Origin of the sequence: Paenibacillus sp. FSL R10-2796 (assembly GCF_037965315.1) — a bacterium.
Classification (GTDB): domain Bacteria; phylum Bacillota; class Bacilli; order Paenibacillales; family Paenibacillaceae; genus Paenibacillus_AQ; species Paenibacillus_AQ odorifer.
Genome location: NZ_CP150178.1, coordinates 6,494,701 through 6,521,207 on the forward strand (window position 1 = coordinate 6,494,701; position 26,507 = coordinate 6,521,207).

General features: G+C 39.1%; 26 protein-coding genes and 1 riboswitch. Of the genes, 3 read left to right on the top strand and 23 right to left on the bottom strand.

What is annotated here, in order from left to right; translation table 11 throughout:
- Positions 1-162 precede the first annotated feature (162 nt).
- The 9 genes from deoD to NST58_RS28985 all read right to left on the bottom strand — a co-directional run bounded on the left by deoD (position 163) and on the right by NST58_RS28985 (position 14,358).
- Positions 163-879, bottom strand: a complete 717-nt coding sequence (gene deoD / locus NST58_RS28945) for a purine-nucleoside phosphorylase (protein ID WP_036681380.1) — start codon at positions 877-879, stop codon at positions 163-165.
- 116 nt (positions 880-995) lie between these two features.
- Positions 996-1,817 (bottom strand): methyl-accepting chemotaxis protein, encoded by an 822-nt coding sequence (locus tag NST58_RS28950; RefSeq protein WP_339245069.1) that lies wholly within the window; start codon positions 1,815-1,817, stop codon positions 996-998.
- Between the two features lie 257 nt (positions 1,818-2,074).
- Positions 2,075-3,604, bottom strand: a complete 1,530-nt coding sequence (gene ahpF, locus NST58_RS28955) for an alkyl hydroperoxide reductase subunit F (protein ID WP_076277814.1) — start codon at positions 3,602-3,604, stop codon at positions 2,075-2,077.
- A gap of 14 nt (positions 3,605-3,618) precedes the next feature.
- Entirely contained in the window at positions 3,619-4,182 is a 564-nt protein-coding gene (gene ahpC / locus NST58_RS28960) for an alkyl hydroperoxide reductase subunit C (RefSeq protein ID WP_036681373.1), read from the bottom strand.
- 249 nt (positions 4,183-4,431) lie between these two features.
- On the bottom strand, positions 4,432-5,310 hold the full coding sequence (locus tag NST58_RS28965) for an aminoglycoside phosphotransferase family protein (RefSeq protein WP_339245072.1): 879 nt from the start codon (positions 5,308-5,310) through the stop codon (positions 4,432-4,434).
- 93 nt (positions 5,311-5,403) lie between these two features.
- Entirely contained in the window at positions 5,404-8,955 is a 3,552-nt protein-coding gene (locus tag NST58_RS28970; protein ID WP_339245076.1) for an alpha-amylase family glycosyl hydrolase, read from the bottom strand.
- Between the two features lie 253 nt (positions 8,956-9,208).
- Positions 9,209-10,195: a phosphotransferase gene (locus NST58_RS28975; protein WP_076194052.1), complete on the bottom strand. Its 987-nt coding sequence runs from the start codon at positions 10,193-10,195 to the stop codon at positions 9,209-9,211.
- Positions 10,196-10,280: 85 nt separating this feature from the next.
- The gene (gene thiC, locus NST58_RS28980) at positions 10,281-12,023 is read right to left on the bottom strand and encodes a phosphomethylpyrimidine synthase ThiC (protein WP_339245079.1); all 1,743 of its coding nucleotides are present in this window, start codon (positions 12,021-12,023) and stop codon (positions 10,281-10,283) included.
- A gap of 102 nt (positions 12,024-12,125) precedes the next feature.
- A riboswitch (TPP riboswitch) is annotated at positions 12,126-12,235 on the bottom strand.
- Positions 12,236-12,306: 71 nt separating this feature from the next.
- The gene (locus tag NST58_RS28985; RefSeq protein WP_076186533.1) at positions 12,307-14,358 is read right to left on the bottom strand and encodes a beta-galactosidase; all 2,052 of its coding nucleotides are present in this window, start codon (positions 14,356-14,358) and stop codon (positions 12,307-12,309) included.
- Between the two features lie 170 nt (positions 14,359-14,528).
- On the opposite strand from NST58_RS28985, the gene NST58_RS28990 reads away from it, so the two are divergent.
- Complete coding sequence (locus NST58_RS28990) at positions 14,529-15,362, top strand: AraC family transcriptional regulator (RefSeq protein ID WP_076129799.1); 834 nt, start codon at positions 14,529-14,531, stop codon at positions 15,360-15,362.
- Positions 15,363-15,417: 55 nt separating this feature from the next.
- Here the strand turns inward: NST58_RS28990 and NST58_RS28995 are convergent, their stop codons facing one another.
- The 6 genes from NST58_RS28995 to NST58_RS29020 form a co-directional block, all read right to left on the bottom strand.
- The gene (locus NST58_RS28995) at positions 15,418-15,942 is read right to left on the bottom strand and encodes a hypothetical protein (protein WP_339245081.1); all 525 of its coding nucleotides are present in this window, start codon (positions 15,940-15,942) and stop codon (positions 15,418-15,420) included.
- Positions 15,943-15,972: 30 nt separating this feature from the next.
- Complete coding sequence (locus NST58_RS29000; RefSeq protein ID WP_076303170.1) at positions 15,973-16,473, bottom strand: hypothetical protein; 501 nt, start codon at positions 16,471-16,473, stop codon at positions 15,973-15,975.
- 41 nt (positions 16,474-16,514) lie between these two features.
- The gene (locus NST58_RS29005) at positions 16,515-17,378 is read right to left on the bottom strand and encodes a hypothetical protein (protein ID WP_339245084.1); all 864 of its coding nucleotides are present in this window, start codon (positions 17,376-17,378) and stop codon (positions 16,515-16,517) included.
- A gap of 24 nt (positions 17,379-17,402) precedes the next feature.
- Positions 17,403-17,924, bottom strand: a complete 522-nt coding sequence (locus NST58_RS29010; protein ID WP_339245087.1) for an AAA family ATPase — start codon at positions 17,922-17,924, stop codon at positions 17,403-17,405.
- A gap of 457 nt (positions 17,925-18,381) precedes the next feature.
- Entirely contained in the window at positions 18,382-18,570 is a 189-nt protein-coding gene (locus tag NST58_RS29015; RefSeq protein ID WP_076219833.1) for a hypothetical protein, read from the bottom strand.
- 13 nt (positions 18,571-18,583) lie between these two features.
- Entirely contained in the window at positions 18,584-18,949 is a 366-nt protein-coding gene (locus tag NST58_RS29020) for a hypothetical protein (RefSeq protein ID WP_076277820.1), read from the bottom strand.
- Positions 18,950-19,420: 471 nt separating this feature from the next.
- Between NST58_RS29020 and NST58_RS29025 the strand changes: the two genes are divergently transcribed.
- Positions 19,421-19,924 carry a hypothetical protein gene (locus tag NST58_RS29025; protein WP_076220913.1) on the top strand — a complete coding sequence of 168 codons (504 nt, stop codon included), beginning with the start codon at positions 19,421-19,423 and terminating at the stop codon, positions 19,922-19,924.
- Between the two features lie 72 nt (positions 19,925-19,996).
- On the opposite strand, the gene NST58_RS29030 is transcribed toward NST58_RS29025, so the two are convergent.
- From NST58_RS29030 to NST58_RS29065, 8 genes are all read right to left on the bottom strand, one after another.
- The gene (locus tag NST58_RS29030) at positions 19,997-20,356 is read right to left on the bottom strand and encodes a hypothetical protein (protein ID WP_076282697.1); all 360 of its coding nucleotides are present in this window, start codon (positions 20,354-20,356) and stop codon (positions 19,997-19,999) included.
- Positions 20,357-21,184: 828 nt separating this feature from the next.
- Positions 21,185-21,379, bottom strand: coding sequence for a hypothetical protein (locus tag NST58_RS29035; RefSeq protein ID WP_339245089.1), 195 nt, complete (start codon positions 21,377-21,379; stop codon positions 21,185-21,187).
- A 192-nt stretch (positions 21,380-21,571) separates the two neighbouring features.
- Positions 21,572-21,943, bottom strand: a complete 372-nt coding sequence (locus tag NST58_RS29040; protein ID WP_036681355.1) for an iron chaperone — start codon at positions 21,941-21,943, stop codon at positions 21,572-21,574.
- Between the two features lie 58 nt (positions 21,944-22,001).
- Positions 22,002-22,436, bottom strand: a complete 435-nt coding sequence (locus NST58_RS29045; RefSeq protein WP_076129794.1) for a hypothetical protein — start codon at positions 22,434-22,436, stop codon at positions 22,002-22,004.
- Positions 22,420-22,638, bottom strand: coding sequence for a helix-turn-helix transcriptional regulator (locus NST58_RS29050; RefSeq protein WP_038573407.1), 219 nt, complete (start codon positions 22,636-22,638; stop codon positions 22,420-22,422). The genes NST58_RS29045 and NST58_RS29050 overlap by 17 nt, the downstream gene beginning before the upstream one ends.
- Before the next feature lie 500 nt (positions 22,639-23,138).
- Positions 23,139-23,627, bottom strand: a complete 489-nt coding sequence (locus NST58_RS29055) for a DUF2199 domain-containing protein (RefSeq protein ID WP_076194036.1) — start codon at positions 23,625-23,627, stop codon at positions 23,139-23,141.
- A 192-nt stretch (positions 23,628-23,819) separates the two neighbouring features.
- The gene (locus tag NST58_RS29060) at positions 23,820-24,224 is read right to left on the bottom strand and encodes a GNAT family N-acetyltransferase (protein WP_038573410.1); all 405 of its coding nucleotides are present in this window, start codon (positions 24,222-24,224) and stop codon (positions 23,820-23,822) included.
- Positions 24,225-24,698: 474 nt separating this feature from the next.
- Positions 24,699-25,493 (bottom strand): MerR family transcriptional regulator, encoded by a 795-nt coding sequence (locus NST58_RS29065; RefSeq protein WP_076304933.1) that lies wholly within the window; start codon positions 25,491-25,493, stop codon positions 24,699-24,701.
- Positions 25,494-25,747: 254 nt separating this feature from the next.
- On the opposite strand from NST58_RS29065, the gene NST58_RS29070 reads away from it, so the two are divergent.
- Positions 25,748-26,422: a DUF4097 family beta strand repeat-containing protein gene (locus NST58_RS29070; protein ID WP_081387940.1), complete on the top strand. Its 675-nt coding sequence runs from the start codon at positions 25,748-25,750 to the stop codon at positions 26,420-26,422.
- Positions 26,423-26,507: the final 85 nt, after the last annotated feature.

The window sequence follows — 26,507 nt, forward strand, 5'->3', positions numbered from 1 at the left end:
AAATTTTGATTAAAAACAACAATAATTTACACGCTTCACCTATCCATTTCCACAACCTTACAAATGAGAAAAAAACCTATTAAATATCAGGACTTAATCCTGAATTTAATAGGCTTTCAAGCTTTTTCTCGTAGAACTTTTTAAGCTGCTTAATCTTTTTTATTAAATAGAAATCGCTGCTTCTAAAGCTACTTCCATCATGCCGTTGAAAGAATTTTGTCTTTCTTCTGCCGTGGTTACAGCATGAGTAACTAACGAATCGGAAATGGTAAGAATACATGCAGCTTGTTTACCTAACACTTTCGCATTATGGAACAACGCATAACTCTCCATTTCTACACAAACACAGCCATGTTCATTGTAAAATTCATTAACTCCAGGCACATTGTCTTCATGATAGAATACATCGCTGGAATGAATTCTCGCCGTCAGAACTGGCTTGTTAATACGTGTAGCCGCTGCTTCAATGACTTCGTTCAATTCTTTACTTGGCAGCTGGATATCTCCTTCTACACCGCTTTGCACATAGGCATATGTAGATTCACTCCACGCGCTATCCGCCAACACCACGTCAAATAAATTCAATTTATCAGTATATGCTCCAGCACTACCGATACGAATGATGTTTTCCACACCATAGTTTTTGTATAGTTCATAAGAATAAATACCGATACTTGGCATTCCCATTCCCGAACCCATTACCGAAACCTCTTTGCCTTTATAAGTTCCTGTATATCCAAACATATTACGTACCGTATTAAATTGGGTTGGGTTCTCCAAATAGGTTTCTGCAATATACTTCGCTCTCAAAGGATCTCCTGGCATTAATACTGTTTTGGCGATTTCACCATTTTGTGCTGCATTGTGCGGCGTTGACATAATTTATTCCTCCTATGTTGATTACTCATTACTATCTTACTATACCATTCATGATTTTAAATATACGTTTAAAATTTTCTTTTATTGCGACAAAAATACTGCTACTGAATCTCTTTTTATAATTTATTAGCAAACTCGTTAAGTTTTTGGGACATTATCTTTATTTCCTCAATAAATGTAGAAGTATGCTGAACAGATGCCGCCTGTTCTTGCCCGATAGCTGCTATCTTCTCTATCGAATTAGCCATTTGATTCGTAATTCCCTTAATCTGTAACATGGTTTTATTTATGTTTTGCGTCGAGGCGACGGTTTCCCTTGAAAATTTCCGGATTTCCTTGGCTACGACTTCAAAACTTCTACCTTTCTCACCTGCATGCGCTGCTTCTATTGCAGCATTCAGCCCAAGTAAATTCGTTTGATCAGCAACCCTGTTTATAATGGATAGGACTTCTGTTGTATTCTCCACATCTTGTCCAGCCTGCTGAGATTGAATGAGTAGTTCCTGAGAGTGATCGGAAAGTAAACTTACACCATAGGAAATATTATTAATTTGCTCATTGGCTTGGGATAATGATTCCGAGATTTGTTCTACAATAGCTTTTAATTCACTTTGTCTCCGAATCTGAACTGCAATCCCGCCAATGACTTGTCCCGTTTGATCGTGAAGAGGTGTTGCTGTACCTGTAAACTCAAATCCATAAAAGTGGGCTGGAACATCGGACTTCAAGGTACGATTCTCTTGTATCGCTAAGTAAAGCGGTTCTTCTTTGTGTAAAGGTTGTCCTTCGTTAATGTTTAAATTTATGGTGTCGCCAGGAAAATAAGCAACGAACCGTTCCAAATCACATATCGCTATTGATAAATCAGCGGGGATAGATAATTTTATAATTGGTATAAGTGAGATAAATTTGTCTAACGATTCAATGTTGTTAATCACAGAAATATAGTCTCCATTCCAGCAAAACGTTATTTATAGCGCACCAAGTCTAACCAGATCATGCCTTACATACATGCATTTAATCTAAACCCTTAATTTTGCTTAATTCATATTTTAGATATGTATTCGCGAAAATCTACATAAAATCCTCCAAAAAAGTTTACAAACACCCATTTCTCTCTCACAAAAGATAAAAAAAGCCCCCACTTTGTGAAAAGTGAGGGCTTTCGTTCTCTTGCTGTTACTAACAATATCGATTAGTTACGGATCAGATAATCAAATGCTCCTAGCGCTGCAGTTGCACCGGATCCCATCGAGATAATGATTTGTTTATAAGCACTATTAGTGCAGTCACCAGCAGCAAATACTCCTGGTAAGCTAGTAGCACCATGGCTATCTACAACAATCTCACCTACGCGAGTACGTTCAACTGTGTCACCTAGCCATTCTGTATTTGGAACCAGACCAATCTGTACAAATACACCCTGCAATTCAACATGGTGAGTTTCTTCTGTCGCACGATCAACATAAGAAATACCATTTACCTTATCAGTTCCGGTAATCTCTTTAGTTTGCACGTTTTTAAGAACAGTAACGTTAGGAAGGCTATAGAGACGATCTTGCAGTACAGCATCAGCTTTGAGCTCTGGAGCAAATTCCAGAACCGTTACATGCTTCACTATACCTGCAAGGTCAATAGCTGCCTCAATACCTGAGTTACCGCCGCCAACAACTGCAACATCTTTGCCTGCAAACAAAGGACCATCACAGTGTGGGCAGTAGGCTACACCTTTGTTCTTGAATTCAGCTTCACCAGGCACGCCCATATTCCGCCAACGAGCACCTGTAGACAGAATGACCGTCTTACTCTTTAGAACAGCACCGTTCTCGAGTTCAACTTCAATTAAGTCATTTTTGTCTAGACGTCTGACACGCTGCAATTTCATCACATCAATGCCATACTCTTTTACTTGCTCTTCAAGTTTAGCTACGAGTTGAGGACCTTCAGTGTACTTCACACTAATAAAGTTCTCGATACCAAGCGTGTCGTTAACCTGTCCGCCAAAGCGTTCAGCAACAATACCTGTACGAATACCTTTACGTGCCGCATAAATGGCTGCACTTGCACCAGCTGGGCCGCTGCCGACAACAAGCACATCATATGGAGCTTTATTGTCAAACTCAGATGCGTCCACACTGCTGCCCATTTTAGCTAAAATTTCTTCAACCGTCATACGACCACTTTCGAAAAATTCACCATTAAGGTAGACGCTTGGAACAGACATAATTTCTTTGCTTTCTACCTCTTCTTTGAATACTCCACCGTCAATCATCGTATGGGTAATGCCCGGATTAAAGATACTCATAAGATTCAGTGCTTGTACAACATCAGGGCAATTATGACAGCTCAGGCTAACATAAGTTTCAAACTTATATTCACCACTAATGCCTTTGATCTGATCAATTACACTTTGCTCAACCTTAGGAGCTCTCCCGCTAACCTGCAACAGAGCCAATACTAATGAAGTAAATTCGTGTCCAAGCGGAGTTCCGGCAAAGGTTACGCCCGTATCTTCACCCACACGATTTACACTAAAGCTTGGGGTTCTAGACAGTTCGGTTCTTTCCACCGTAATCCTAGGTGACATTTTGGCAATTTCATCAACTAGTTCGGTCATCTCTTGTGATGCCTCGTCAGCGCCTGCACTGAGTTTCAGTACTACATCGCCTTCCAAGAGTTCTAGGTATTGCGCTAGTTGAGCTTTTATTTCTTGATCTAGTTTCATTTAGCTTTCGCTCCTTAAATCTTACCTACAAGATCGAGACTTGGTTTAAGAGTTTCTGCACCTTCCGACCATTTCGCTGGGCAAACTTCACCTGGATGATTGCGTACATATTGCGCTGCTTTAATTTTGTTAACAAGAGCGCTAGCATCACGGCCGATACCACCAGCATTAATCTCAACAGTTTGAATAACACCGTCTGGATCAATGATGAATGTACCACGATCTGCAAGACCGTCAGCTTCGATCAATACATCAAAGTTGCGGGAAACCACATGGGAAGGATCGCCGATCATAATGTACTTCACCTTGCCAATTGCTGCGGAGCTTTCATGCCATGCTTTATGTGTAAAGTGTGTGTCAGTAGAAACGGAATATACTTCAACACCTAGTTGTTTGAGGGTTTCATATTGGTTCTGCAAATCTTCTAGTTCAGTTGGGCATACGAATGTGAAGTCAGCTGGGTAAAAGCAAACTACACTCCATTTACCTTTGAAGTTTTCTTCTGTAACATCGATAAATTTCCCATCTTGAAATGCGCTTGCTTTGAATGGTAGTACTTCTGTTCCGATTAATGACATATTGTTTAATCTCCTTTGGGTTTAATTTATGAATAGAGTGGATACTATTTATAATTATTATAATTAACCAAATTAAGGCCTGTCAAGTTATTTATAATAATTCTAATATGATAATCGTTGTCAGTCGCTAAATGTTCATACAAATTCCTTTCTTTCGGATTTAAGTACAACACTTTATCATCTGACTGATGCTCATTCGTGCTTATTGACTATTATGGTTTAGTTTACATGTTTTATGTAGTTCAATTTCTACAATTCGATGTCTTCTACTATTAGATTGATAATATTCAAGGATTCTTCCGCTACTGTTGGATTAGAATATCGATTTCTATTATAGGTGATCAGTGCTTTCCATAAAGCCCACCCTCTTGCTCTATTCCACGTTTGTGCATCCATGTTTAATACCTTTTTAAAGATTCTTCTACTAGCCTCATCAAAAAAAGTCCACGCCATTGCAGCATCACAAGCAGGATCACCCACCCCTAATATGCCAAAATCAATGACTGCACAAAGCTGTCCGTCTTTGACTAATATATTTCCAGGTGCGACATCACCATGAACCCAAACTGGTTCTGACTCCCATTCAGAGTCTAATGCCAGTTCCCAGATCTTTTTCAATAGACCTTCATTAAAAATATCTTTATTATGCTCAATCGCATTTCTAGATTCCTCATCATATACAGCTAAGGACCCACCTCTATAAAAATTATGCTCTCCGGCTAAAGGTCCCCCACTAGCATCAATAGACTGTAATTCAATTAAAAAGCTTCCCAAGTCTCTCGCAAATTGATTGAGATCATTAATGTTCTCATGGGATAAAGTCTCTCCCTTTAGCCAATTATTAATAGACCAAGGCCAGGGATATTCTTTGGTAGGTGTCCCTTTCGCTAATGGTGTTGAAATAGGTAACGTCAGTCCTTTCTTTAAAAAAGGTAACCATTGTTGTTCTTTCTCCACTTGAGGAACATAAGCGACTGCACTTGGTAATCGCACACTCATCTGTTCACCTAAATGAAAAGTCCGATTATCATGCCCACTGAATTTCACAGGTCTGATCTCTAAATCGGACCATTCAGGAAATTGTTCATTTATTAATCTTGCTACTAAATCGACGTCTATAGTATGCATAATATCTCTCCACATATATGAAATTGAAGCAACATCAGTTGCGGAATCCGAGCTGATGTTGCTTCTTTTTAACTATGAAATGGATACAAGGTCCTACTTCAAATAGGTTCCTGACTCTCCGATTCCACCACTACCGTTCAATACATACACCCGTGCATTTCCTTTACCGGAGCAGTTGATTGTGATCACACCGTTGGTAACGGTTTTGGTATCACCAGTGACCGCATCCACATATGTTCCGTTAGGAATTCCGGTGAATGTTGCATTTCCTGAGATCGTAACCAAAGCAAAGCTATCGATTCCTTTGCTACTATCAGTGTATCTTCTTTTAAATGCCAAATCACCTGATACATTTTCTGTAGAATATTGGCCTTTTTGCAAAGCAGGAACAGCTCTTCTAATTAAATTAAGTTGTCTGATATGTTTCGCCAGAGGATAATTTAACGAGTCTGCAAGTGTGCCAGTAGCATTGGTATATTTACCGTAATCTTGAACAGTAACACTACCCTCAATATGATCGCCAAAGTAAGCACGGCCTGTTGTACTTAACGGCGCATTTGGACCTACATCAATGACTGATCCTTTTTTGAACTCAATTTCAGAACCATAATAGATCGCAGGTATTCCTCGGAAGGTGAACATCAGCGCGAGATTCTCAGCCCAAGTGTCCTGTGTGCCGGCAAATCTTTGATTTTCTGGTGCTTGGTCAGGTGCATAGTCATGAGAGTCAATATAAGTTACATTCCAGGTAGCATCATTATAGAATTGATCACCGCTTCTCATACTGAATGCTTCCTGAGCAGTTTTGAAAGCCCAGTGCATTGGAAAATCAATAACATCCATACCCGATTTCTTCGAATAATCAGGCGTATGATAAGTATTTCCTGTTAAAAAAGCATTGTTCGAGGTAGGTTGTCCTGCTGTAGTAGAGTTATCTGCCCACTCTTGTTCCACCGATAGCTTGTTGGAAGCGTAGTCATTTTGACCGTCACCTGGATAGGGTTTTGAGCTTTTCCAAGTATAAAATGGTGTTGATATCGCCGGAATTCCACTGTTCCACACATCTCTGTACCGAGTAGCCACTTCCCCAAAGACAAAGAAGTCTGAGCCCCCTCTTGTTTTCCATGCCGGCACAAAATATTTGTTAAAAATATACCGGCTTACATGCTTTACAGTATCGACCCGGAAAGCATCCACACCCATATCAATATATTGATTATAGCTGTCGATTAGATACTGATTCACTAGAGGATTCTCTGTGTTTAAGTCCACACAGTCTCCCGCAATCTGTCCTGTCTGGACGGTGTAAGACTCCCAAGAAAGACTTTTTTCCGTATGGTAAATATTATTGTTAGTCTCCGCAGTCTTCATTAAGGCAAGTCTTGCCTGATATTGCTGATCCGGGGTCATGGAATCATAGTTAGCTGGCAGCTTATCCGTAATTTTGAGCATGTTACTCACGGTGTCCGCCGCCGTTGGATCTTTTTTGAACATCGGGAACAGATTTTCTTCTCCAAAATTACCGGTATGATTGACGACAATATCTTGAATAACCTTTATCCCTCTAGCGTGTGCTGCATTGATCAAATCCTGATAAGATGCCCCTGCGGATTCATATCTTGGATCTACTTTTGCAAAATTTATTGCATGGTACCCATGATAATCATAACCGCTGGCATTCTGCACTACAGGTGTAATCCAGATGGCACTGAATCCTAAGGCTTTAATGTAATCGAGCTTTTGAATCAGTCCTTTGAAATCCCCTCGCCAAGCTGGATCAGAGTCCGGATTTCCTGCCTTGGCATCCTCCCATGCATGCTCATTGTTACTCGAATCACCATCATAAAACCGGGAAGTGATTACAAAATAAATCGTATCTTCACGAAAATCGCCCTTATTACCAATGTTATAAACAAAACTCTGTTTAGTTTCATTTCCGGCACCATCGATCACAAGGAATTTTAAGGTTGTCGTCTTATTAATCAAGATAGACGGTCCGGTAAGAGATGTCAGTGCATTGCCTGAAATATAGACTTTTGAACTCGTTGTTGGTTCCGTACCATTATCTGTGTAATATGCTGTGGTTGTTGCCGCCTTGTTGTCTTTTATATTAAAAGATACGGAAACCGCTGAGCTCGAATTCCCAACAGGCAGATTCGCAGTGATAATCGGAGCTTGCAAATCGGCATTCAGATCAATCACATAAGCAAAAGAGCCTACATTACCCGCTTGCCCTATAGAGTTAACGCCGAATGCTTTGATAGTCAAAGAAGAAGGTACTTGGATTGGAGTCGTATACAACGTTGAGGTTGTCGTAGGTGTTGATCCGTCGGTCGTATAATAAATTTTATCGCCGCTATTTGTACTGGATAGGGTCACCGTTTGGGCAGAATCATAGGTTTTGGGCACAGGAGAGACGGTTATCACCGGAACCTTAGGAACGTCTGGATTGGCGTCATACCATACGTTATCTGAGTTATACCAGCCCTCTTTTACGCTGCGAGATAAGTCAGCCGTCTGTTTGCCATTGCCGTCATTAAAGATCAGGCTTGCCCCTGTAGCATTTGGAACAGTATAGCTATACCAATCGTTCCCGTCCGATTTCATCAGTATTCCCGGCCACGCTCCACTAGTCGGAACGGTTGCCGGATTCAGATTCCAGTAATGGATGCGGATCGCTGCATTCCAGCTTGCTGGTTTCTTAAAGTGAACGGTTAGCCCCGCTGAAGTAGGTGTAGGTGTTGGCGTCACTGTTGGCGTTGGTGTAGGAGTTACGGTAGGTGTTGGCGTTGGTGTAGGAGTTACGGTAGGTGTTGGCGTTGGTGTGGGTGTTATGGTAGGTGTTGGCGTCACTGTTGGGGTAGGAGTTACCGTAGGTGTTGGTGTCACTGTTGGGTTAGGAGTTATCGTTGGTGTTGGTGTAGCTCCGGCCGAAAGGGTCACATAGTCGATATTAATATTCCCGCTATCATCCGAGTCATATTTATAAGCAAGCGTGTTATTTCCTGCCTGTAAAGAGAGTGTTTCTGTTTGGTCTGCCCATGTATCCCAGTTGGTCAGGTTGGCTAATGTTGTCTGTGTAACCTTTATTCCATTGACATAAATGGACACTTTTTTAGCACTGCCGGATGCATTAGCATAGTGAAGCGTGGCATTATAGGACCCTGCTGCGGAAGCCTGGACGTTAAAAGTGGTGGCTGCTCCTGTAGTTGTATATCCATCAACAAAACCAGTGCCCGAATATCCAGTGTGATTCGTATTTACTTTTGCACCACCAGATAGGGATGCACTCTCTGCTTCGTATTTTCCGGCGACCGGAATAACAACCGTCCAGTTCTTCCCGCCGTTATTGTCCCAACTATCCGTTGGAGCCGTGATGTGATAACAATAAATTAGGGTGGCGCCTTCCTGAACATTGAGGTTGGCGATGAACGTGGTTCCATTTTTGGTCATCACCGTGTCCGTAGTATTAGCCCAGTTATTCGTAGTCCAATGTAAGGTCACAGCTGCCGCTGTAGGATTGGTATAGGTGACTGTATGATCCGTATTGCTGGCCGATGCTCCACCCGATAAACCAAATAAACTAAAAATGAGTGAAAAAATAATTAACCACGAAATATAACGCCTGGATTGTTTGGATACCAAGTAAATAACCTCCTCATAATTTTAAGTGCAGCTTACGATTTTAAGCCTATCGTGATGTGCAAACGTTTGCAAAAATGAGAAAAAAAGAAATACTTAATAGTTTTAATCTCCTCCTTCAATGATTAATAAGGAAAAAACTCATTGTATGCGTTTACAAACGGTTCAATATCTGATGAATTTTCCTTGTTAAGATTATAAGCGCCAAACTTTTGCTGGTCAATGCATCTTTTAGGCTATAATTCAATCGTTTTCACTATAAGTTCCCTAAGATAGCAGGTAAATTGTTCAGGTTCTTAGCCAGCCAATTCATTTCTTTTGCAAAACGTTTTGGAGGTACACTATGTTTGTCCATCGCGGCATTAATCCACCACGGGCTTTCCATATACCACAACAACTGCAATGATTTTGTTAAATCCCCTTGCTCCACCGTTCGTTCCTCACGATATCCGTCAATAAATGCTGAAGCTAGTGCTCCATCTAAATCTTCATCTAAAGCACATGACATCACTGCTCGCGCTACATCAAGCTGCGGATAATCATATTTGAACCGATCAAAATCTAGAATTGCAGACAATTGGCTATCTTGAAATAAAAGATTATCAACCCATAAATCACGATGTGCCCATCCAGCTACAAGTCCTTCGAATATTTCCGGATCTATTTCTTCAGTCGCTCTCAGTTGTATCTCTAGGTCAGTGATGAGTGAAGTTTTGCCCATTTCCTTTGATTGTTGTAGGAGTACATTCCAATGTTCTAAACGTTCCTCAGGGCTTTGGGGAATAAATTGTGGGGTTCTTTTCAAACTAAGGGTCCCATCATTTAATAAACGATGCATTTTACCTGTGGCACGACCCAAATCAAACATTTGAAGGATGTTAATTTTGCCCGGCTCTATGACACGCCCTTCACAATATTCCATAACCATAAACGTCTCTCCCATATCTGATTCCAGTAAAACTTTATGGTTATAAGCCAACAATCCGGGACATGGGAGTCCCTGTAGATACAATCTTTTCTGTTGAGAAAAGGCGAAGCTCAGTTCTTCTGGATTATACAATTTATATCTTTTTTTGTTGTATTGTTTAAGTAGAAATGGTCCTGATTCCGTTATGATTTTCCATTTAAGATTTAACCAGCCACGTTTTATTGGGGTAGCATGAAGGACTTTCAATCCAAAAAAATGATAGAAACTATTACTTAAATCCTCTAAAATGGCTTCCTCTGAACGAATCGCTTCCATTTCATCAACTCCTATCTATTCAAAGTATAAAAGAAGAAGCCGCCAATGACGACTTCTTTTAGATATTTCTTTTTAGCAGAAAAAGTTATCTATAAATGAGGCTCCCGCCTTGGAGAAACTCTTGCGCCTTCTCTTGCATTCCTGATTCAATTCTCGTCGTATTACGGATATTATGAGAGATCTTCATACTGCAAAATTTCGGCCCGCACATGGAACAAAAATGAGCTGTTTTAGCGCCTTCCGCAGGCAATGTCTCATCATGATATTCTAGCGCTCGCTCAGGATCTAACGATAAATGAAATTGATCACGCCAACGAAATTCAAAACGGGCTTTCGAAAGAGCATTATCCCGGTCTTGTGCTCCTTTATGCCCTTTCGCCAAATCTGCGGCATGAGCCGCTATTTTATAAGTAATGACCCCTACACGTACATCTTCCTTATTAGGCAGGCCAAGATGCTCCTTCGGAGTTACGTAACACAACATTGCTGTACCGAACCAACCAATCATCGCTGCACCTATAGCAGAGGTAATATGATCATAACCAGGCGCAATATCTGTAGTCAGTGGACCTAATGTATAAAAAGGGGCTTCGTTACAGGTTTCAATTTGCTTATCCATATTCTCTTTAATCAAGTGCATCGGCACATGTCCTGGACCCTCTACCATCACCTGTACATCATGACTCCAAGCTATAGCTGTTAATTCACCTAACGTCTCTAACTCGGCAAATTGTGCTTCATCATTCGCATCAGCAATCGAACCCGGACGTAATCCATCGCCTAGGGAAAAAGAAACATCGTACAGCTTCATGATTTCACATATCTCTTCAAAATGTGTATATAAAAAGTTCTCTTGATGATGCGCAAGACACCATGCCGCCATAATGGAACCACCTCTTGAAACAATGCCAGTCATACGTTGTGCCGTCAACGGGATATAACGAAGCAGAACCCCCGCATGAATGGTAAAATAATCAACCCCTTGCTCCGCTTGCTCAATGAGCGTATCACGGTACACTTCCCACGTTAAATCTTCCGCTTTCCCATTCACTTTTTCCAACGCTTGATAGATAGGCACCGTGCCAATAGGAACAGGAGAATTACGGATGATCCACTCGCGTGTCGTATGGATGTTTTTACCTGTGGAGAGATCCATTATATTATCTGCACCCCAGCGGGTGGCCCATCTCATCTTCTCTACCTCTTCCTCTATGGATGAGGATACTGCGGAATTTCCTATATTGGCATTGATCTTCACTAAAAAATTGCGTCCAATAATCATCGGTTCACTCTCTGGATGATTGATATTCGATGGGATGATGGCGCGGCCGCGGGCTACTTCATCTCTTACAAATTCCAGTGCCACATTCTCACGAATCGCAACGTATTCCATTTCCGAAGTAATAATCCCTTTGCGTGCATAATGCATTTGAGAGACATTAAGCCCCTTTTTCGCTCGCAAAGGTTTTCTATGGAGCGCTGGAAACACTTCCGCCACAGCTTTTCCCGTTGCATTCCCGTTATCTTCAGGCTTCACGGTTCTTCCTTCGTACGCTTCCGCATCCCCTCGTTCCTCAATCCAGCTTAGACGATTGGGCTCTAACCCCTGACGAATATCAGTATGAATATTAGCATCCGTGTAAGCCCCGCTTGTGTCATAGACATGAATTGGGGCATTCTCCTCTTCGCCGTCTATGCCCGCAGTTGGACTAAGTGAGATCTCCCGCATAGGCACCTGTATATCAGGCCGTGAACCCTTTACATACACTTTTTGACTTGCTGGAAAAGCTGATAGATTGATTGGATCGTTGTTCAATTCGCTTGTCATCTCAATTCCTCCTATAAGGTGATTTGATCAAGCGGAGACGGTCTACTCCCCACACATAGAAAAGGCCACATCTGTATAAGATGCGGCCTTAGAGTAGACAAATAGAAATAAAGCTCCATTTCCTCCGCTGGCATTATCCAGATCAGGTTTGACGGTCGATAGTTATAACTATCCTCTCAGCCTGGTCCCACCAAGCTCCCGTGACTATATAATTGCTACTTCAAAGTATAACCGAAAAGAGAGAATTATCCAAATCTACTCAAATGTGAGATCAATGTATACGTTAGTTTAACACCAATACCCCAAATCCTTCCAGAAGCACCTCGCCCGACAATGTTGTGCTGCTCAGTAAATCTGTTTTGGTCTCACGAAGATGGATCGTGACAGGAGTCTCACTATAATTAAGCAAAAAAGCATAACTGGAAGAAGCTCCGGTACGGACTTGCAGCTCTACCTCTTCTGGGAGCTCCAGCCAATCTGCTGGCGATTGTAGATCAATTAAATTTATGATCTCAGCCGCTGCCTGTTCATTAAATACGGCTCCGTAATACCAAACCTCACCCTTGCCGCGACGATTTCTAGTTACCGCCGGTTTTCCCGCATAATAATCAGAGGCGTAAACCGCCATCACTTCAACCGAAGCTTCCTCTATTTTGAGAATATCATTAAAGTCATCTGCTCCTGTAACGACTTCGGTCACGCCCGACCAGCTAATTGTTGTTGGCTGACGACTGCCCTTAACCATTGTGAATTCTTCAACTGTGATCCCGCATAGATCCTTAGCAGCACCTGGGAAAGGACGCATATAACATTGACCGCGCTCATCCTTATAGCCAGTTCTACAGCCGAAGATCAGTTTGCCGCCTTGCTGAACATATTCATCCAGCAGTGCTGTTGTCTCATCTGTCATAATCGCTGGGTGAGGATAGATAAGCACGTCGTACCTTGCAAGCTCCTCCAGCGTTGTTTTTTTGCGTAAATAGAGTACGTCATTCGGGATATGCTTCCGCTGAAGCGCCTTGTACCACTCCTTATTGCTCTTCCACATAAACGGGCCATGCCAAACATCGTATTCTCCATCCCACTCATTGTCATAATCACGAACAATAGCAATGTTAGCCTGATTACGAGTACCGACAAACGCATGACCTGCTGCTGCCAGCTCCTGACCGATCTGCCCCGCTTCCCGCACTCTTCGGTTAGGCTGATTATGATAGTCATTGATTCCATGCCAATAAATTTCATTGCCCATCGTAGCTGTCCGCCAGCGGAAATATAACACCATATCTGCTCCATGAGCGATCGACTGATAAGTCCATAACCGCATCTGCCCCGGCTTTGGAGAAGGCATATCCATCCGGTTCACCCAGCCACCCGGGCCCGACTGCTGCTCCATAATACAGAAATTCGGGGATATCGAACGAACAACAGATAACGACAGTCCCCAGCCTCTATCATTCAGCGGATTCCGCTCATTCGGGTCATAAAAAATAGTAGAGAACTGAGGATAGGAATCATAGCTGAAGAAATCCAACAGTTCATCCGTCATTTCATGGCTATCGAGATGCCCGAACAGACCGTTCGTGGTTACCCACTGCTTAGGGGCAAGTTTACGGATGATATCCGCTTGGTTTTTGGCAAAAGAAATTGTATTGTCCGAAATAAACCGTTTTTCATCCAATGCCTGATGAGGATTGGGTTGCTTCGGTACTGGAGTCGGACGTGGAAGATAGACCTGAGACCAGTCACTATAGCTTTGATTCCAAAAAACAGCTCCCCAAGCCTCGTTCAAATGCTCAAGTGTAACATATTTCTGCTGTAGCCATTCCCGGAAAGCCTTATGGTCACTCTCCGAATAAAATTCACTGATCTCACAGTTGAGCTCATTATCAATTTGCCAGCCAACTACACCCGGATGATTGCCGTAATGTTCAGCCATTTGTTCTGCAATACGTGCACACAGTTCCCGGTATTTAGGACTGCTGTAATTATAATGACGGCGCATGCCATGCTGAAGTGTAACACCTTCGTAGGTTACATTTAAAACTTCGGGATACTTATCAGTCAACCAAGCTGGAGGCGTCGCCGTCGGAGTACCAAGTACAACCTGAAGACCATATTTATGTGCTAGATCAATCGCCCGATCAAAGAGCCCGAACTGAAACTGCCCTTCTGCCGGTTCAAAAATAGACCAAGCAAACTCCCCCATCCGAATGATCGTAAAGCCGAGTTCACGCATCCGGCGATAATCGTCCTCCCACATGTTTTCTGGCCAGTGCTCCGGATAATAACAGACGCCAAGCTCGAATTTTTCAGTTGCGACAGGTTTCTTCATCATTACCTCCAAAGTATTAAAAATATGCTTTCAATATTATATAATTCTATTGTAGTATCAATGATAAGAGGTCTTATATAACAAAATATTGTTATCATATAACAATCTTGCGTTCATTGCCTTAATCCAACTTGCGCTCTGTTGCGCTACAGAAATGGGTGCTGCCAAACATGAAGAAACAATGGTATTTGCCGACACCGGCTTTTTCAAAATATGTCTGTTATCCTGAATTTTTGGGACATTACACTCACTTTCCACAACATACAGAGAGAAGAAGCGAAGGGTTTCTGGGGAGTTATAACCTGCATTTGATCTTTGGTGGGGAGGGTTATGTATTCCATGAGGGCGAACGTATTCCGATGAGTAGAGGACGAGGTTTTCTGTACCCCAAAGGGGCTTATCAGCAATACGGCTCTGACCCAGGCGAGCCTTGGGATGTCCGCTGGGTTCATTTTAACACTGAAATTGTCCTTCCCTTATTAGAAGAAGTGGACCAGTCTCGTGCATACCTGTTCACTTTTGATTTGGATGCTAAGCTGGACGAACTATTCGAGGAAATGTATATACTAAGCGCTTCCTACGTGACCCGTAGCGAGCCAAGACTATCTGCTCTGCTGTATGAGCTTCTAGTAAAATTGCTGCAGAACTCCGAGCCGCTTCACGGCTCAGTACCGCACGAGGTTAGGCAGTCCATCCGCAGTGCTGCAGATATCATCCATGTCGAATGTGCCAGCCCTTGGTCTCTGGAATCGATGGCAAGATTGACCGGGTACAGCAGCTATCATTTTCTAAGGCTGTTCCGGGTGGTTATGGGTAAAACACCTAACCGTTATTTAACCGATTGTCGGCTGGCTAAAGCCAAGCTTTTACTGGTGTCCACAGGACTCTCCATTGCTCAGGTTGCGACTCAGTCCGGTTTTGCCCAGTCCAGCTATTTCATTAAAGTGTTCAGAAGGTTTGAAGGCATGTCTCCTGTGAAGTACCGGCAGGCTTTTGGGGCGTAGAGGATCTTCCTTCAGTCCGTAGAGATTCAATCTTAGTCTCTTGGATTTATCACCCTTAAAGATCATCCTTAAGAGAAATTCCACTCGCAATATCTAGACTTATTGTTTCGGAATGAAGCTCCCCTTCATTATCATTCCATGTAATAGATAAAGTGGTATTTTCATAATTTTGTCTATTTTTATTTAATTCGTCATATAAATATGGACCAGTTATAGACCCGATATCAGTGTTACTTAATATTGAAACGGGTCCATCCGTTGACCTAGCTTCATTTACAAGAACTGTTTCATCCTTATTATTATTGTTTTTTTCATTGACTTCATACTTATAATAGCTACTATTCACTAAAGCGCTTGGGTCTCCCTTGAACACTAACTTCCCATGTCCCCGTAAAATTTTATTAGATGAAATTATTATTTTGTAATCTAAAACATCCCATGTATCCCCTGTACCCTTAAGTGTATATACTTGAACACCAGTGTTTAAATTTGTTTCGACCTCTTTATTGAAATATAAATAACTCCATATCGCATTCGAAATAATAACCACAGCTACAAGTACTAGGATTAGTTTTTTCATATCTGCTCCTTTATAAATACTCCCCAGCCATTATTTATATCTTAAATTCCACTCCTTAGACCATTTCGGGAAAGCTTCTCCGGTCAATTCTTCGAGTGTATTCCCATCAATGGTATAAACCCAGCCCATATGTAATTCATCGAAATCAGGAAAACTATAGCCTCCTATCACTTGATCGTCTGCTTCTAGCAGAAAAATCAGGGTTTGTTTTTTTGTATTATCCTTCTTATTATCTAAGGGGTGATTTTTAACGATGAACTTACTTGTAGTTATTTCCTTGCCTATATAATCGACTGGATCAACACTTTGAACACTCCAGTATTGCATGTATGGCATTTCCGTCAGCAGTTTTTTATCTAATAAATATTCAGAAACAATTCCTTCATTACTAATGATCAGATAGCCCATATCGGTAATAAATTGTTCAGCTTTGCTATATTCTTTTTTTGAATTATCGCTAATTTGCTCCTTACTACATCCAAATAAAAAGATTAAGAATAACGGAACTATGATTGCCCTTAATTTGTTCATAGGTTCCTCTCCTTGGAGTGTTTATTATCTCCTTAATAGCCTCATAGATTAATCTTGTTGTATGAATTTAGTATCATCAAACTCTTTAGCGTCTTATAGGCTCTCCATTCCAACCTTGCTGTTTCACCGGGAGGCTCCCATTTTATCTGCCATCCTCCATCATCCTCCTGTTGGTATTCTAATACTTTTAAATGATCAAGAATGGTTTCATCAGAAAATATGCTGCTACAGTAAGAAGTGGGTGATGGCGAAAATTCTAGAGGAGAGAGTCCATAACTGTGGGATGCGGCATCCATACAAAAGAAGTTGGCAGTAATAAGCTCCTTAGATAATTTTTGAAATAATCCTTTGATAAAATCCGATTGAGGTAAGCTTTCCAATAAATAAAATGCAGTCAAAATTGTATGCGCATCGTCATATGCTTGTGCGTGAATATCTACCAAACAAATTTCTGTCGCCTTATCAAGCCAGGAATGTTCTATCCCTTGCCACTTAAGAAGCCCGACAAGACCAGTAAGTCTGCTAAATGATGGCTCTGTAGAAAGTGGGTTATTCCAATGTTTTGCTCTTGGATAGTTTGCTGATGAAGGAAATATTGTTGGAATCCCTTTTTTTAAATCAGCATGCTTTGAAATATAATCACATGCTTTTTGAGAAAGTTCTTCGTCTTTTATGTTACAGTCATATAAAAAACGTAGTGCAAATTCCATGAAAAGTGGCTGACTACCGGGTGCCCGTAAATCCGGCTCTATTGCATTTCCAAACCCACCATCTTCGTTTTGGTAGGCTGTTAGTGAAGTCATAACATTGCTCATTGATCCACCGTGGAAAATATATTCAAAAACCCTTCTTTCTAATAATCTGCCATGTGTCCAAATGAAATGGGCTGCTTTCTCAAAATACATCTGTTCCCCTCCTCAAAATTTAGGCTAAGTATTTAAGTATTCAATGACACTTTTAATATAGGATTCAATCGGTTCCTTTGTATTAACAATATGTATTCTGACATTAGATGGCTTTTTAGCATTTTCAATAGATTTTAGTAATGTCTCTTCAGAAGGCACTCTTTCAATCTGGCTAATCATTCTTTTTCTATTTCGCAGTCTATTATTGAGCTCATCATAGTCATTTAATAGACATTCTACATATTTATATTCCACATTATATTTCTGGGTCAGATTCAATCCTCTCTCTATCATTTCAGAGTATAAACAAGGGCTATCGAGTATAACATTATGACCTTGAGATAAGTGGGAATCTATCAAAGCCCATTCAATGTCATACGAAATTTTTCCAACTTCCTTGAACCCAATGTTTGCTCCAAGTGATTCCATAAGAGAAGACTTTACAATGTCGTGATCAAGAATAACAGCAGAAGTATGCTGCGCTATTACTCTGGCTAATGAAGACTTCCCTGATCCGGGGTATCCAGACATCTGAAGAAAAAACAACGAGGGCCACTTCCTTCAGCATTAATGAATCTGCTAAGTATTTGATATATGTTGTCGGGATTCATTTTCTAAAATATTAGCTATTTGCTCTCTTAACATACGAACGTATGTTTGTTATAATGAACAAACTGGTTATGATTACATATAATAAACTAGAAAGGGGTTTAGTATCTTATGCTAATTTATGAGAACTTACGTCATCAGTTCCCGTTTACTTTTCTTGAACCACTAATTCCTGCGCATGTTCACGAGCATATCATAAGAATTATGAATGCAAGCTCAACATCTGAATTTTCTTGTAAGATTGAAGATACGACTCCAAATATCTACATTTATTTAATTGAGAGTAGTCTAAAAGAATCCTATAAAATAGGACACTTTTTTTTCTGTGATAGAATCGGAATTGATTACACCTATCAAAGTATGCCTTTAGAACAGATAGTGACTTTTGGCCAGTTTATTTCCCAACTATCGAATTTGTAGACGATGAATTTTTTTCTTTCTTAATACGTTCATACTCTTCTTCTATTGATCTTGATAGTAGTTCTGTTGCTGTCATTCCCATCTGTTTAGCCGCTTCTGCCAACTGTTGTTTAATGTAAGCTGGTACATCATAATGAAATTTCACCTTATTACCATAGGCCATTTTTGTATCTCTCCTATCCAATAATTTCTTGATATTTTTTTTCAATAATACGAATCAATAGTTGAGTAGCAGACATTTCTTGCAAGGAAGCAGCCTCGATTAGTTTTTCCTTGATTTCGGGTTGAAACTCATAAGGTAGCTTTAATTTAGGCTCGGCCATACGGCCCTCTAGCGTTTTTTCCGCATCTAAGGCAAGCTCCAGCAGTGTTTGTAATGAAGAAGCGCTAGAAACCTCTCTCCCATACTTAGGCAACACTCGAATTAGATATTGCTTCAAAGCCCGCTGATCATCTTCAAGAATGTTAATATGCAATCCTTCATTTCCCACGGTTAATTGACAATCAACGTTATAACCAAATAGATTTATGGTATATTTCATGGTTAACCTCCTTATTTATTTTGATCATTATATAGCGATTTGTTACGTCCTACCATATTCTTCACTTTTTCATTTGTTATATCCTTTAAAATTTAATTAATACTCATCAAATCATTACAATGATTTTTGGAATTTTGATAATAAGTGAGATAAGCCTTCCTAATCAGGAATATTTATAGAGATAGGATTTAATAATATTTATAGTAACACAAAAAAATATTATAAAAAGATATAACGTATCGTGACAATACACTTTATTTTTATGTTCTTAAACCTTAGTAAAGAGAAGTTTCCTCATGAATGAAAAGTCTGTTTTTTCATAATTGGATATTTTTATTAATTATATATTGCGTTACGTTACGCTATATGATATATTAATCCTTGAAAAGAATGTTTGTTCCTAGAAGAAGGGGATTCTTCTTGTGAACTTACATCCCCCATTCTTTCAATAAACTTTTTGGAGGAGTTAAAATGAACGAAAACAATCAATTTATCAAAGAATCATCGCTGGAAGAATTACTAAATATAGAACGGGCAGAAGCAAGAAATCAGCAAGTAATGGCAGGTGTTGGAAGTCCGGAAGTTCGTGCTACGGAAACCAATTATATTTCTAAGACCCAGCTTGTAGATATGATTAACTCTCACGTTGGGAGTAGTTATACCGGTCTCGGTCTCGCTGTTACTTCAGTAGGAATCGGGCTAGCTACTAACGCTATAAAAGCTAAGCTTCCACCCTTTATTGCAGGTGCTCTTGTTGCCGCAGCAACACTAATTACAGTTGGTCAACTTATTCAACAGGTTGATAGCTATACACCCGCTAATCAGTTGAAAGAAATTCTTAATACCCTCTTAAATGACTATAAAAATTTCACTAGAATTAAAGTTACAGTTACTACTTGGCAAAAACTTATTGTAAATCCAACCATGTCCTACTGGACGTATTACACAACTACAGAATATACAGCAGTAGCGTAAGTACATTGATATATAAAAATGAGAGGCGACCCAAATTGGGGATCGCCTCTCATTTTTATTTGCAGATTACTATTATTTAGTCAGTCTATTTTTTGATGTTCTTGCTTCAATTAACATTTTAATTTCCGCATAAGCAAACGCTCCTTGAGCAATTAATAGAAATATCTTATACCAAATAGGTACTTCAATAAAAAAGGCGATGATAAAACTTACAATACCAATTAACACTACTAGTCCACCTATAACGATTACACGTCTCTGATTCTTTTTAATTTGAATATTAGAAGAAGAAATGAGAATTACTTGGATAAGTAAAAGTAAAACGAATAACGATATATAAGTAATAAATCCAAAAATATATGACACACTAATCCACACTAGAATTAGGCCAATAATACTTATCCACTTTGAAGAATCTCTAAAGAATTTCATATTACACCTCCTATTGATCAAGAGTCCGCGATTGTCGAAAGATTCCTAGACCTCTAAATTATAGTTTAGTACCCATAATAATTCAAACAAACACATTTAGAATACTTCCTAATCTTAAATTTCTTATAAATAAATGAATCACTTTATCATCGATAGAAAACACCAGCATTAATTTAATATGAGTTTACGATTGAGCGTGATGAAGTTATCAGCTGAATCAACCTGGGAATACACGCCAGTTAACGAATGGCGACAAAAGTAGAAATGTAGAGTTCATTTAAGCCACTGTTCATGACATTCTAACAACAGCTGCAGAATGTACAAACGAGAATTTTAGCGATTTTTTTGAAGTACGTACTTTTTGTTGTATATAATACTTCTTATCTCAATACCTAATACAGTTATATCCCAATTATTCCACTTCAGCTTATACAATGTAACTAAATAATGGCTTGTTGACTTACAACTTGTTAGTGGTCTTTCAATCAAACCTAACTAAATCCTTATAAACATTTATCGACTTCCATATAAGCTCCTCATCCTTAATTCCATCATGGACAAATAACTTTATTGGAAAAAAGATTCCTTCCATAATCGATAATCTAACGTCCTCCACAAATTGTGTGTACGTGTATGCGCTCCTGATTTTATTGTTAATTGAATGAAAATACAGATCAAAAATACGTGTAGCCTCCTCACTGCCGTGAAACAAATCGTGGATAAATAACATAACGATATCCTCAGTACAAAGCCCAACCTTCACTGCTTCAAGATCAATGATGCACGGCCTTGAACTGCTGAACATCGGATATAATAAATTGACAACATTTAGATTACCATGGATGCATGTTGTATTTTGATATCTGGATATAATTTATCAGAATCAATAGGCACTTCCCAGTCCGCTAAATTGTTATGTGTCGGGGTCAGATCTTCCATCAACAATATTCCCTCTTGTCCGACTGTGTCATATTTATTAAAAAAGACTCTCGGAATGGAAGCAGCCATTTGTCTCACTTCCATTTTTCATCATTCAGCAGGTTGAACTAACGTGTATAAATTCGCTTCCAACATTCCATCCACCTTCCAAAATATTGAATATTTCGTGCTGAGAATTCAAATAAAAAAGACAAATCACATATTAAAAGTGACTTGTCCTCTGGTGCTTCCACTTATAAATTTGCTTAAAATGAATTGAACGCTAAATAATATGTTTTATTTCCGCCAAAAAGTTGAACAGTCTGCCTTATCCAAAATATTAAACTCGATCATTTTTTCAAGTAATGAGAAATCAACGGGACTTTCCCACCGGATGCGTAACAACTGCTTGGTGTGATCATAACCTGCCTGCACAATTTCATCAGAAAAACGATTAATTCCTGCAATTTCAGGGGCAACCGCCAAATGATGTTTGGATACACTAAAGCCAATAATAAAAGTCTCGTGATCGGTAAACATAGGCTGATTCCACGCAACTTTTGGCTTTAAATCAGTAAATTTTCCAGCTACCCAAGCTAAAACCTCTTCCATTCTTTCCCTATGTTGCGGGTTATCAATCTGCGCTAAATATTCTGCAAATACTTCCATGTCATTCTCTCCTAACAAAATATTTTCGAATATTCTAATTGATGTTACGTCATTCCAATTACATTCTCTTAGCATAATAATTAAATAGGAAGATTCCTAAGGAGATTTGAAAAACAAAAACACCACATAACACAGTGACTACAGTTTGATCTACTCCCATTAAACTAAATACAACAGTTAGAGCCATTAGGATGTAAAAGTTAACAATATTAGTTTTCCAACCCGCTTTTTCTCTTATTCTTATTTTCCGTTCATCATTAGCCTCAATTTTACTCATTCTAACTTTCTCATCATTCTTTATTTTGTTCTGGGGCTTATTAAGCCATAACGAATACACCATATTTCCTACTCCAAGCACTGCAAGGACTGAACCCACACCAATGAGCAAACCGGAAATTCCTTTTAGCTTCTCGTCAGTTAAAATAAATCCACCCATATAAACCATAATAGCACCTGCAATTGTTAAGAGCACCCATTTACTCGCCGTTTTCATTACCCAGCTCCTCCTCGTAAATGAAAATATCTTCAATACTCATTTCAAAAAATCGCGCAATCTTAAATGCAAGAATGATGGATGGGTTATACCGGCCATTTTCAAGTGAACCAATCGTTTGCCTGGATACTTCCAATTTATCCGCTAGTTCTTCTTGTTTAATACCTTTTTCTTTTCTAATCTCTTCAAGCCTGTTTTTCAATATCTTACCTCCTGAAGCAATTATGGAAAGTTAACTTTCCGTAAGAATAACACATTGGATTATACATGTAAAGCTAACTTTCCATCAGCTGAAGTTGATTGCAATTTAACCCGTGATCTTTATAGGTGTAATGATTTAGGGCACGCCTTGTTGATACTACATCTGTAGAATCGGGCATGAAAAAACGCCACTCGTTAACTCCCTAATAGGAGTACGGGTGACGTTGAGTGTTTCACGGGCGACAACTTATAAAAAAACACTTCAGTTAGCTTAGTCTGCCTCAAGAATATACCCTCCGAAAGTTTGCCTTTTGGATAAAAAAGTGTCATTGTCAGCAGAAAATAAAATATTAAGACTGTCTCTGTTTCATTGAACAAAAGTCTCCTGTTAGCTTAAACGACATTACGCACCGAGTTTAGCCTTGCAGGGGTGTCTGTTGGCGTAGATATGATTTAATAAGCTGTCGGCAGCTTCTTCGACTATAGATTCAAATTTTTCTCTTACTGACTATGGTTTATTAAATGAGCAATTTCTTTAACTCTCTCCATTGTAATTCCTTCTCTTTGTTCAACTGCAAGTGGATGATTCGTTTGTTCTAATTCTATTAACGGAACAGCACCAACCTCTTGTGTATGCACCATTGTCTTTAACGATAATGTAGTTATTGGATATATTGAAAGTTCAGTCGATAACCAACCAAAATAAGGTTCTTCCGTCCCCCTTCCTTCTACGTGCAATAATTCATTAGACTTCAGAAAGTTTTCTTCACTAAGAGAAACCCACACACTCCATATAAATTTCTCTTTGCTATCGATTATTGGTATTTCAATATGGCCTCTAATAAAGAAATGCTGTTCATCAATTACACAAAAATCTCTAATTAATTCTGTTCTTTTCTCTTCTGGTACAGTGTAAAAATAATATGGTGCTTCACTTCCGTAACATAAAGGAAGTTCACTTAATTCGTTGTTACAGTGAGGGCATTTCATGTTTTCTGCTCCTTATAGTTTCTCGCCGATTTCTTATAACGTCTTATTCGGGAGCTTTGTGATAATTCCATCTTTTGAGTATTCGCGAAATTACTGAGTTATCCTGCCCCTTTACTTCAATAAAAACGGCAGCTGATCCTCTGATCGGCTGCCTTCTTGTTGCGATTAAACTATCGTGATCCGTTATTTTAATCATATCAACTCTGAGATAAACATTGGTGTAGCTCCATCCTCTGTATTAAAGCCAAACTTATTATAAAAATCCACTGCATGCGGATAAGAAATTAATACCTTTGTTTTACACCCTTTATATCTATCAAGCATTATATTCATCATTTCCTTACCTATACCTATACTCTGATAACTCGGATTAATAAGCATATAATGAAAATATACCGTTAAAACACCATCTGACAAAGCATTTATTAAACCGACAAGCTTTCCTCCTTCCCAAGCGGTAACAATTGAATGAGACCCTCCGATTGCTTGTAAAAGCTCGTTTGGATACTTGCCAGACTCCCATTCTACCGAAAGAAATAACTCTTGGAGTGCATCCTTAGTGATATCCTCTTTGCTTGAAGCGTAATAAATACTCACCCCTATACCTTCCTTTCATAAAACTAACTACGGCACACATCTGTTTTAAACTCCCATATTTCGCTGGTTTTGCAATCCTTACGAAGCCATAAAATAATACCGACAAAGCAATTTCGGATTTATCAAAGTGAAAAATCACTTTATTTACCTCAATATACTATTAAAAATATGTATAGAAAATGGATTAACTGAAGTGGAATTTGTATTTATTCACATTAGAGAATTCATTAGAATACTTTTTTCACTTAATCATACTATTCCTAAGAGGCTTATAGCGTTAATCTACCAGTTAGCTAAATAGATAACATTGAACTATAGTTAAATGTTATCTATTTAGCTAATCGGCGAAGTATAACGTTCTTGTCCTCAGCCTGGGGCAAGAAACGTGATTGCTTAATCAAAAAAAAAGCCGCTAAATTAGCGACTTTTGATCAAACGATTTTCTCTTCCTAAACCTTTTCCTTTGTATTTAATCTAACATGTGCGTTTCTTAATGAACAGTTGTATCTGATAATCCCACTGCAATATTCCAGTCACAGTAATGTTATGAAGAACAAAATCTGGACACACATCGTATTCCGTCTTTGCCCTTTCAAGTAAATTTTGTAATACAGCATTCTTATTCTCTTCGGTACAGTTTGCACACAGATAGTCCCCTTCTGGTAGCACAGTCAACCCCTCTAAAGACGGATATTTTAAGCAAACAGCAAATAACCGTGTTATTCCTTCATTCGTGAACATTCCCGCCATATCTTCAAATAGAAATTGTGAATGCAGAGAAGTCTCAATTTGTTGATAGAAATGTCTGTGATAGTCCCATAAATTCTTTAGTGTGGGGCTTTCCATTTTATTCGAAAGCATAATTACCCTTGCCTCTATGTTTCTGATAAAGTAATTTTCACTTTGACTATAACCGTTGTGGAACTTATTTTCATAATGTAGATAGGCACGTTTAATTTTCGATTTTGCATACTGCAGACGAGCAATTTTATCGTCTGCTCTTTTTTCTGCCTGTTTTAGAAATTCAATTACTTTAGAGAGATCATTCTGCTGCAATATATCTTTAATATCCATTAAAGTAAGATCCATTGCTTTGAGCAGTTCAATGGTTTGCAGCTTTACGAGCTCCTGCTCGGAATAGTATCGATATCCCGACAATTCATCTTTATGGCATGGCTTGACTAATCCAATACGATCATAGTGCCGCAAGGTCTCACTGGTCATCTCTACGATTTCTGCTGCTTGCTTAATTGTAAAATAGTTGTTCATATCTACCCTCTTGACCTTTTTGTAACACAAAAGTTTATGATGATTAAAACATATGCGACTGATAAACGCAACGAAATACAAAAATGATCCGATCCAACTCTTGCAACATATTTGGGTAGACTTTTCAAGATCATTATGTTCAACTCTAATACTTTGTTGCATATCGCAATTTTTCTGCATAGAAGCTTAGGATTGGCATTCGTAGGACTGGCTATATTAAAAAGAAAAATGATTTAACAAAGTAGCATTTTATAATGAAAAGTACTGCAAAAAAATTACTAACTACTATAGGCATATTGGTGACACTATTGATATCATTGGCAGGATGCTCCTCCCACACCACTTCCTTGGAGGAAAAAAATTACATCATCCCTGCCCAAAAGATTGATACCTTAACAATTGATGTAAAGGACAAAAAAGTAACTATCCTCCAATCTAAAGATGAACAAATTCATATTGTTTACTATGAAAGTGAGAAAGATTTTTACAAGATTGATCTATCTGACGATAAAGAACTGTCAATGGTAAGTGACAGTAATAAGGAATGGAACGACTATATCGGAGGAAAAGGTTCGCAAGTAACCAGAACTATTCAGGTATCGATACCTGATGCAACTTTAAAAAATTTGACTTTAAAAACATCAAATGAAAGTATTGTATTACCAACAATCGTGTTTTTAGGGACAGTGGAAGTAAACATAAATAACGGAAATATCCAACTGGACAAATTGAATGTAGGGACGGCTATAACCCTTGAAACAAAAAACGGAAATATTAGCGGTTCTATTCTAGGGTCATATGATGATTTCGCGATCTTAAGCAAGGTAAAGAAAGGAGATAGCAATTTGCCTGCCAATAAAGAGAATGGTTCAAAAAAATTATCTGCTTATACAAATAACGGCGATATTACCTTACAATTTTCTGAGTAGCCAGTAGTTAAATATTAGCTCGTATGAAGTCCGATACAATATTGAAAGGGATAACCTCTGTTTCACTTTTGAAACTTCTGGTCCT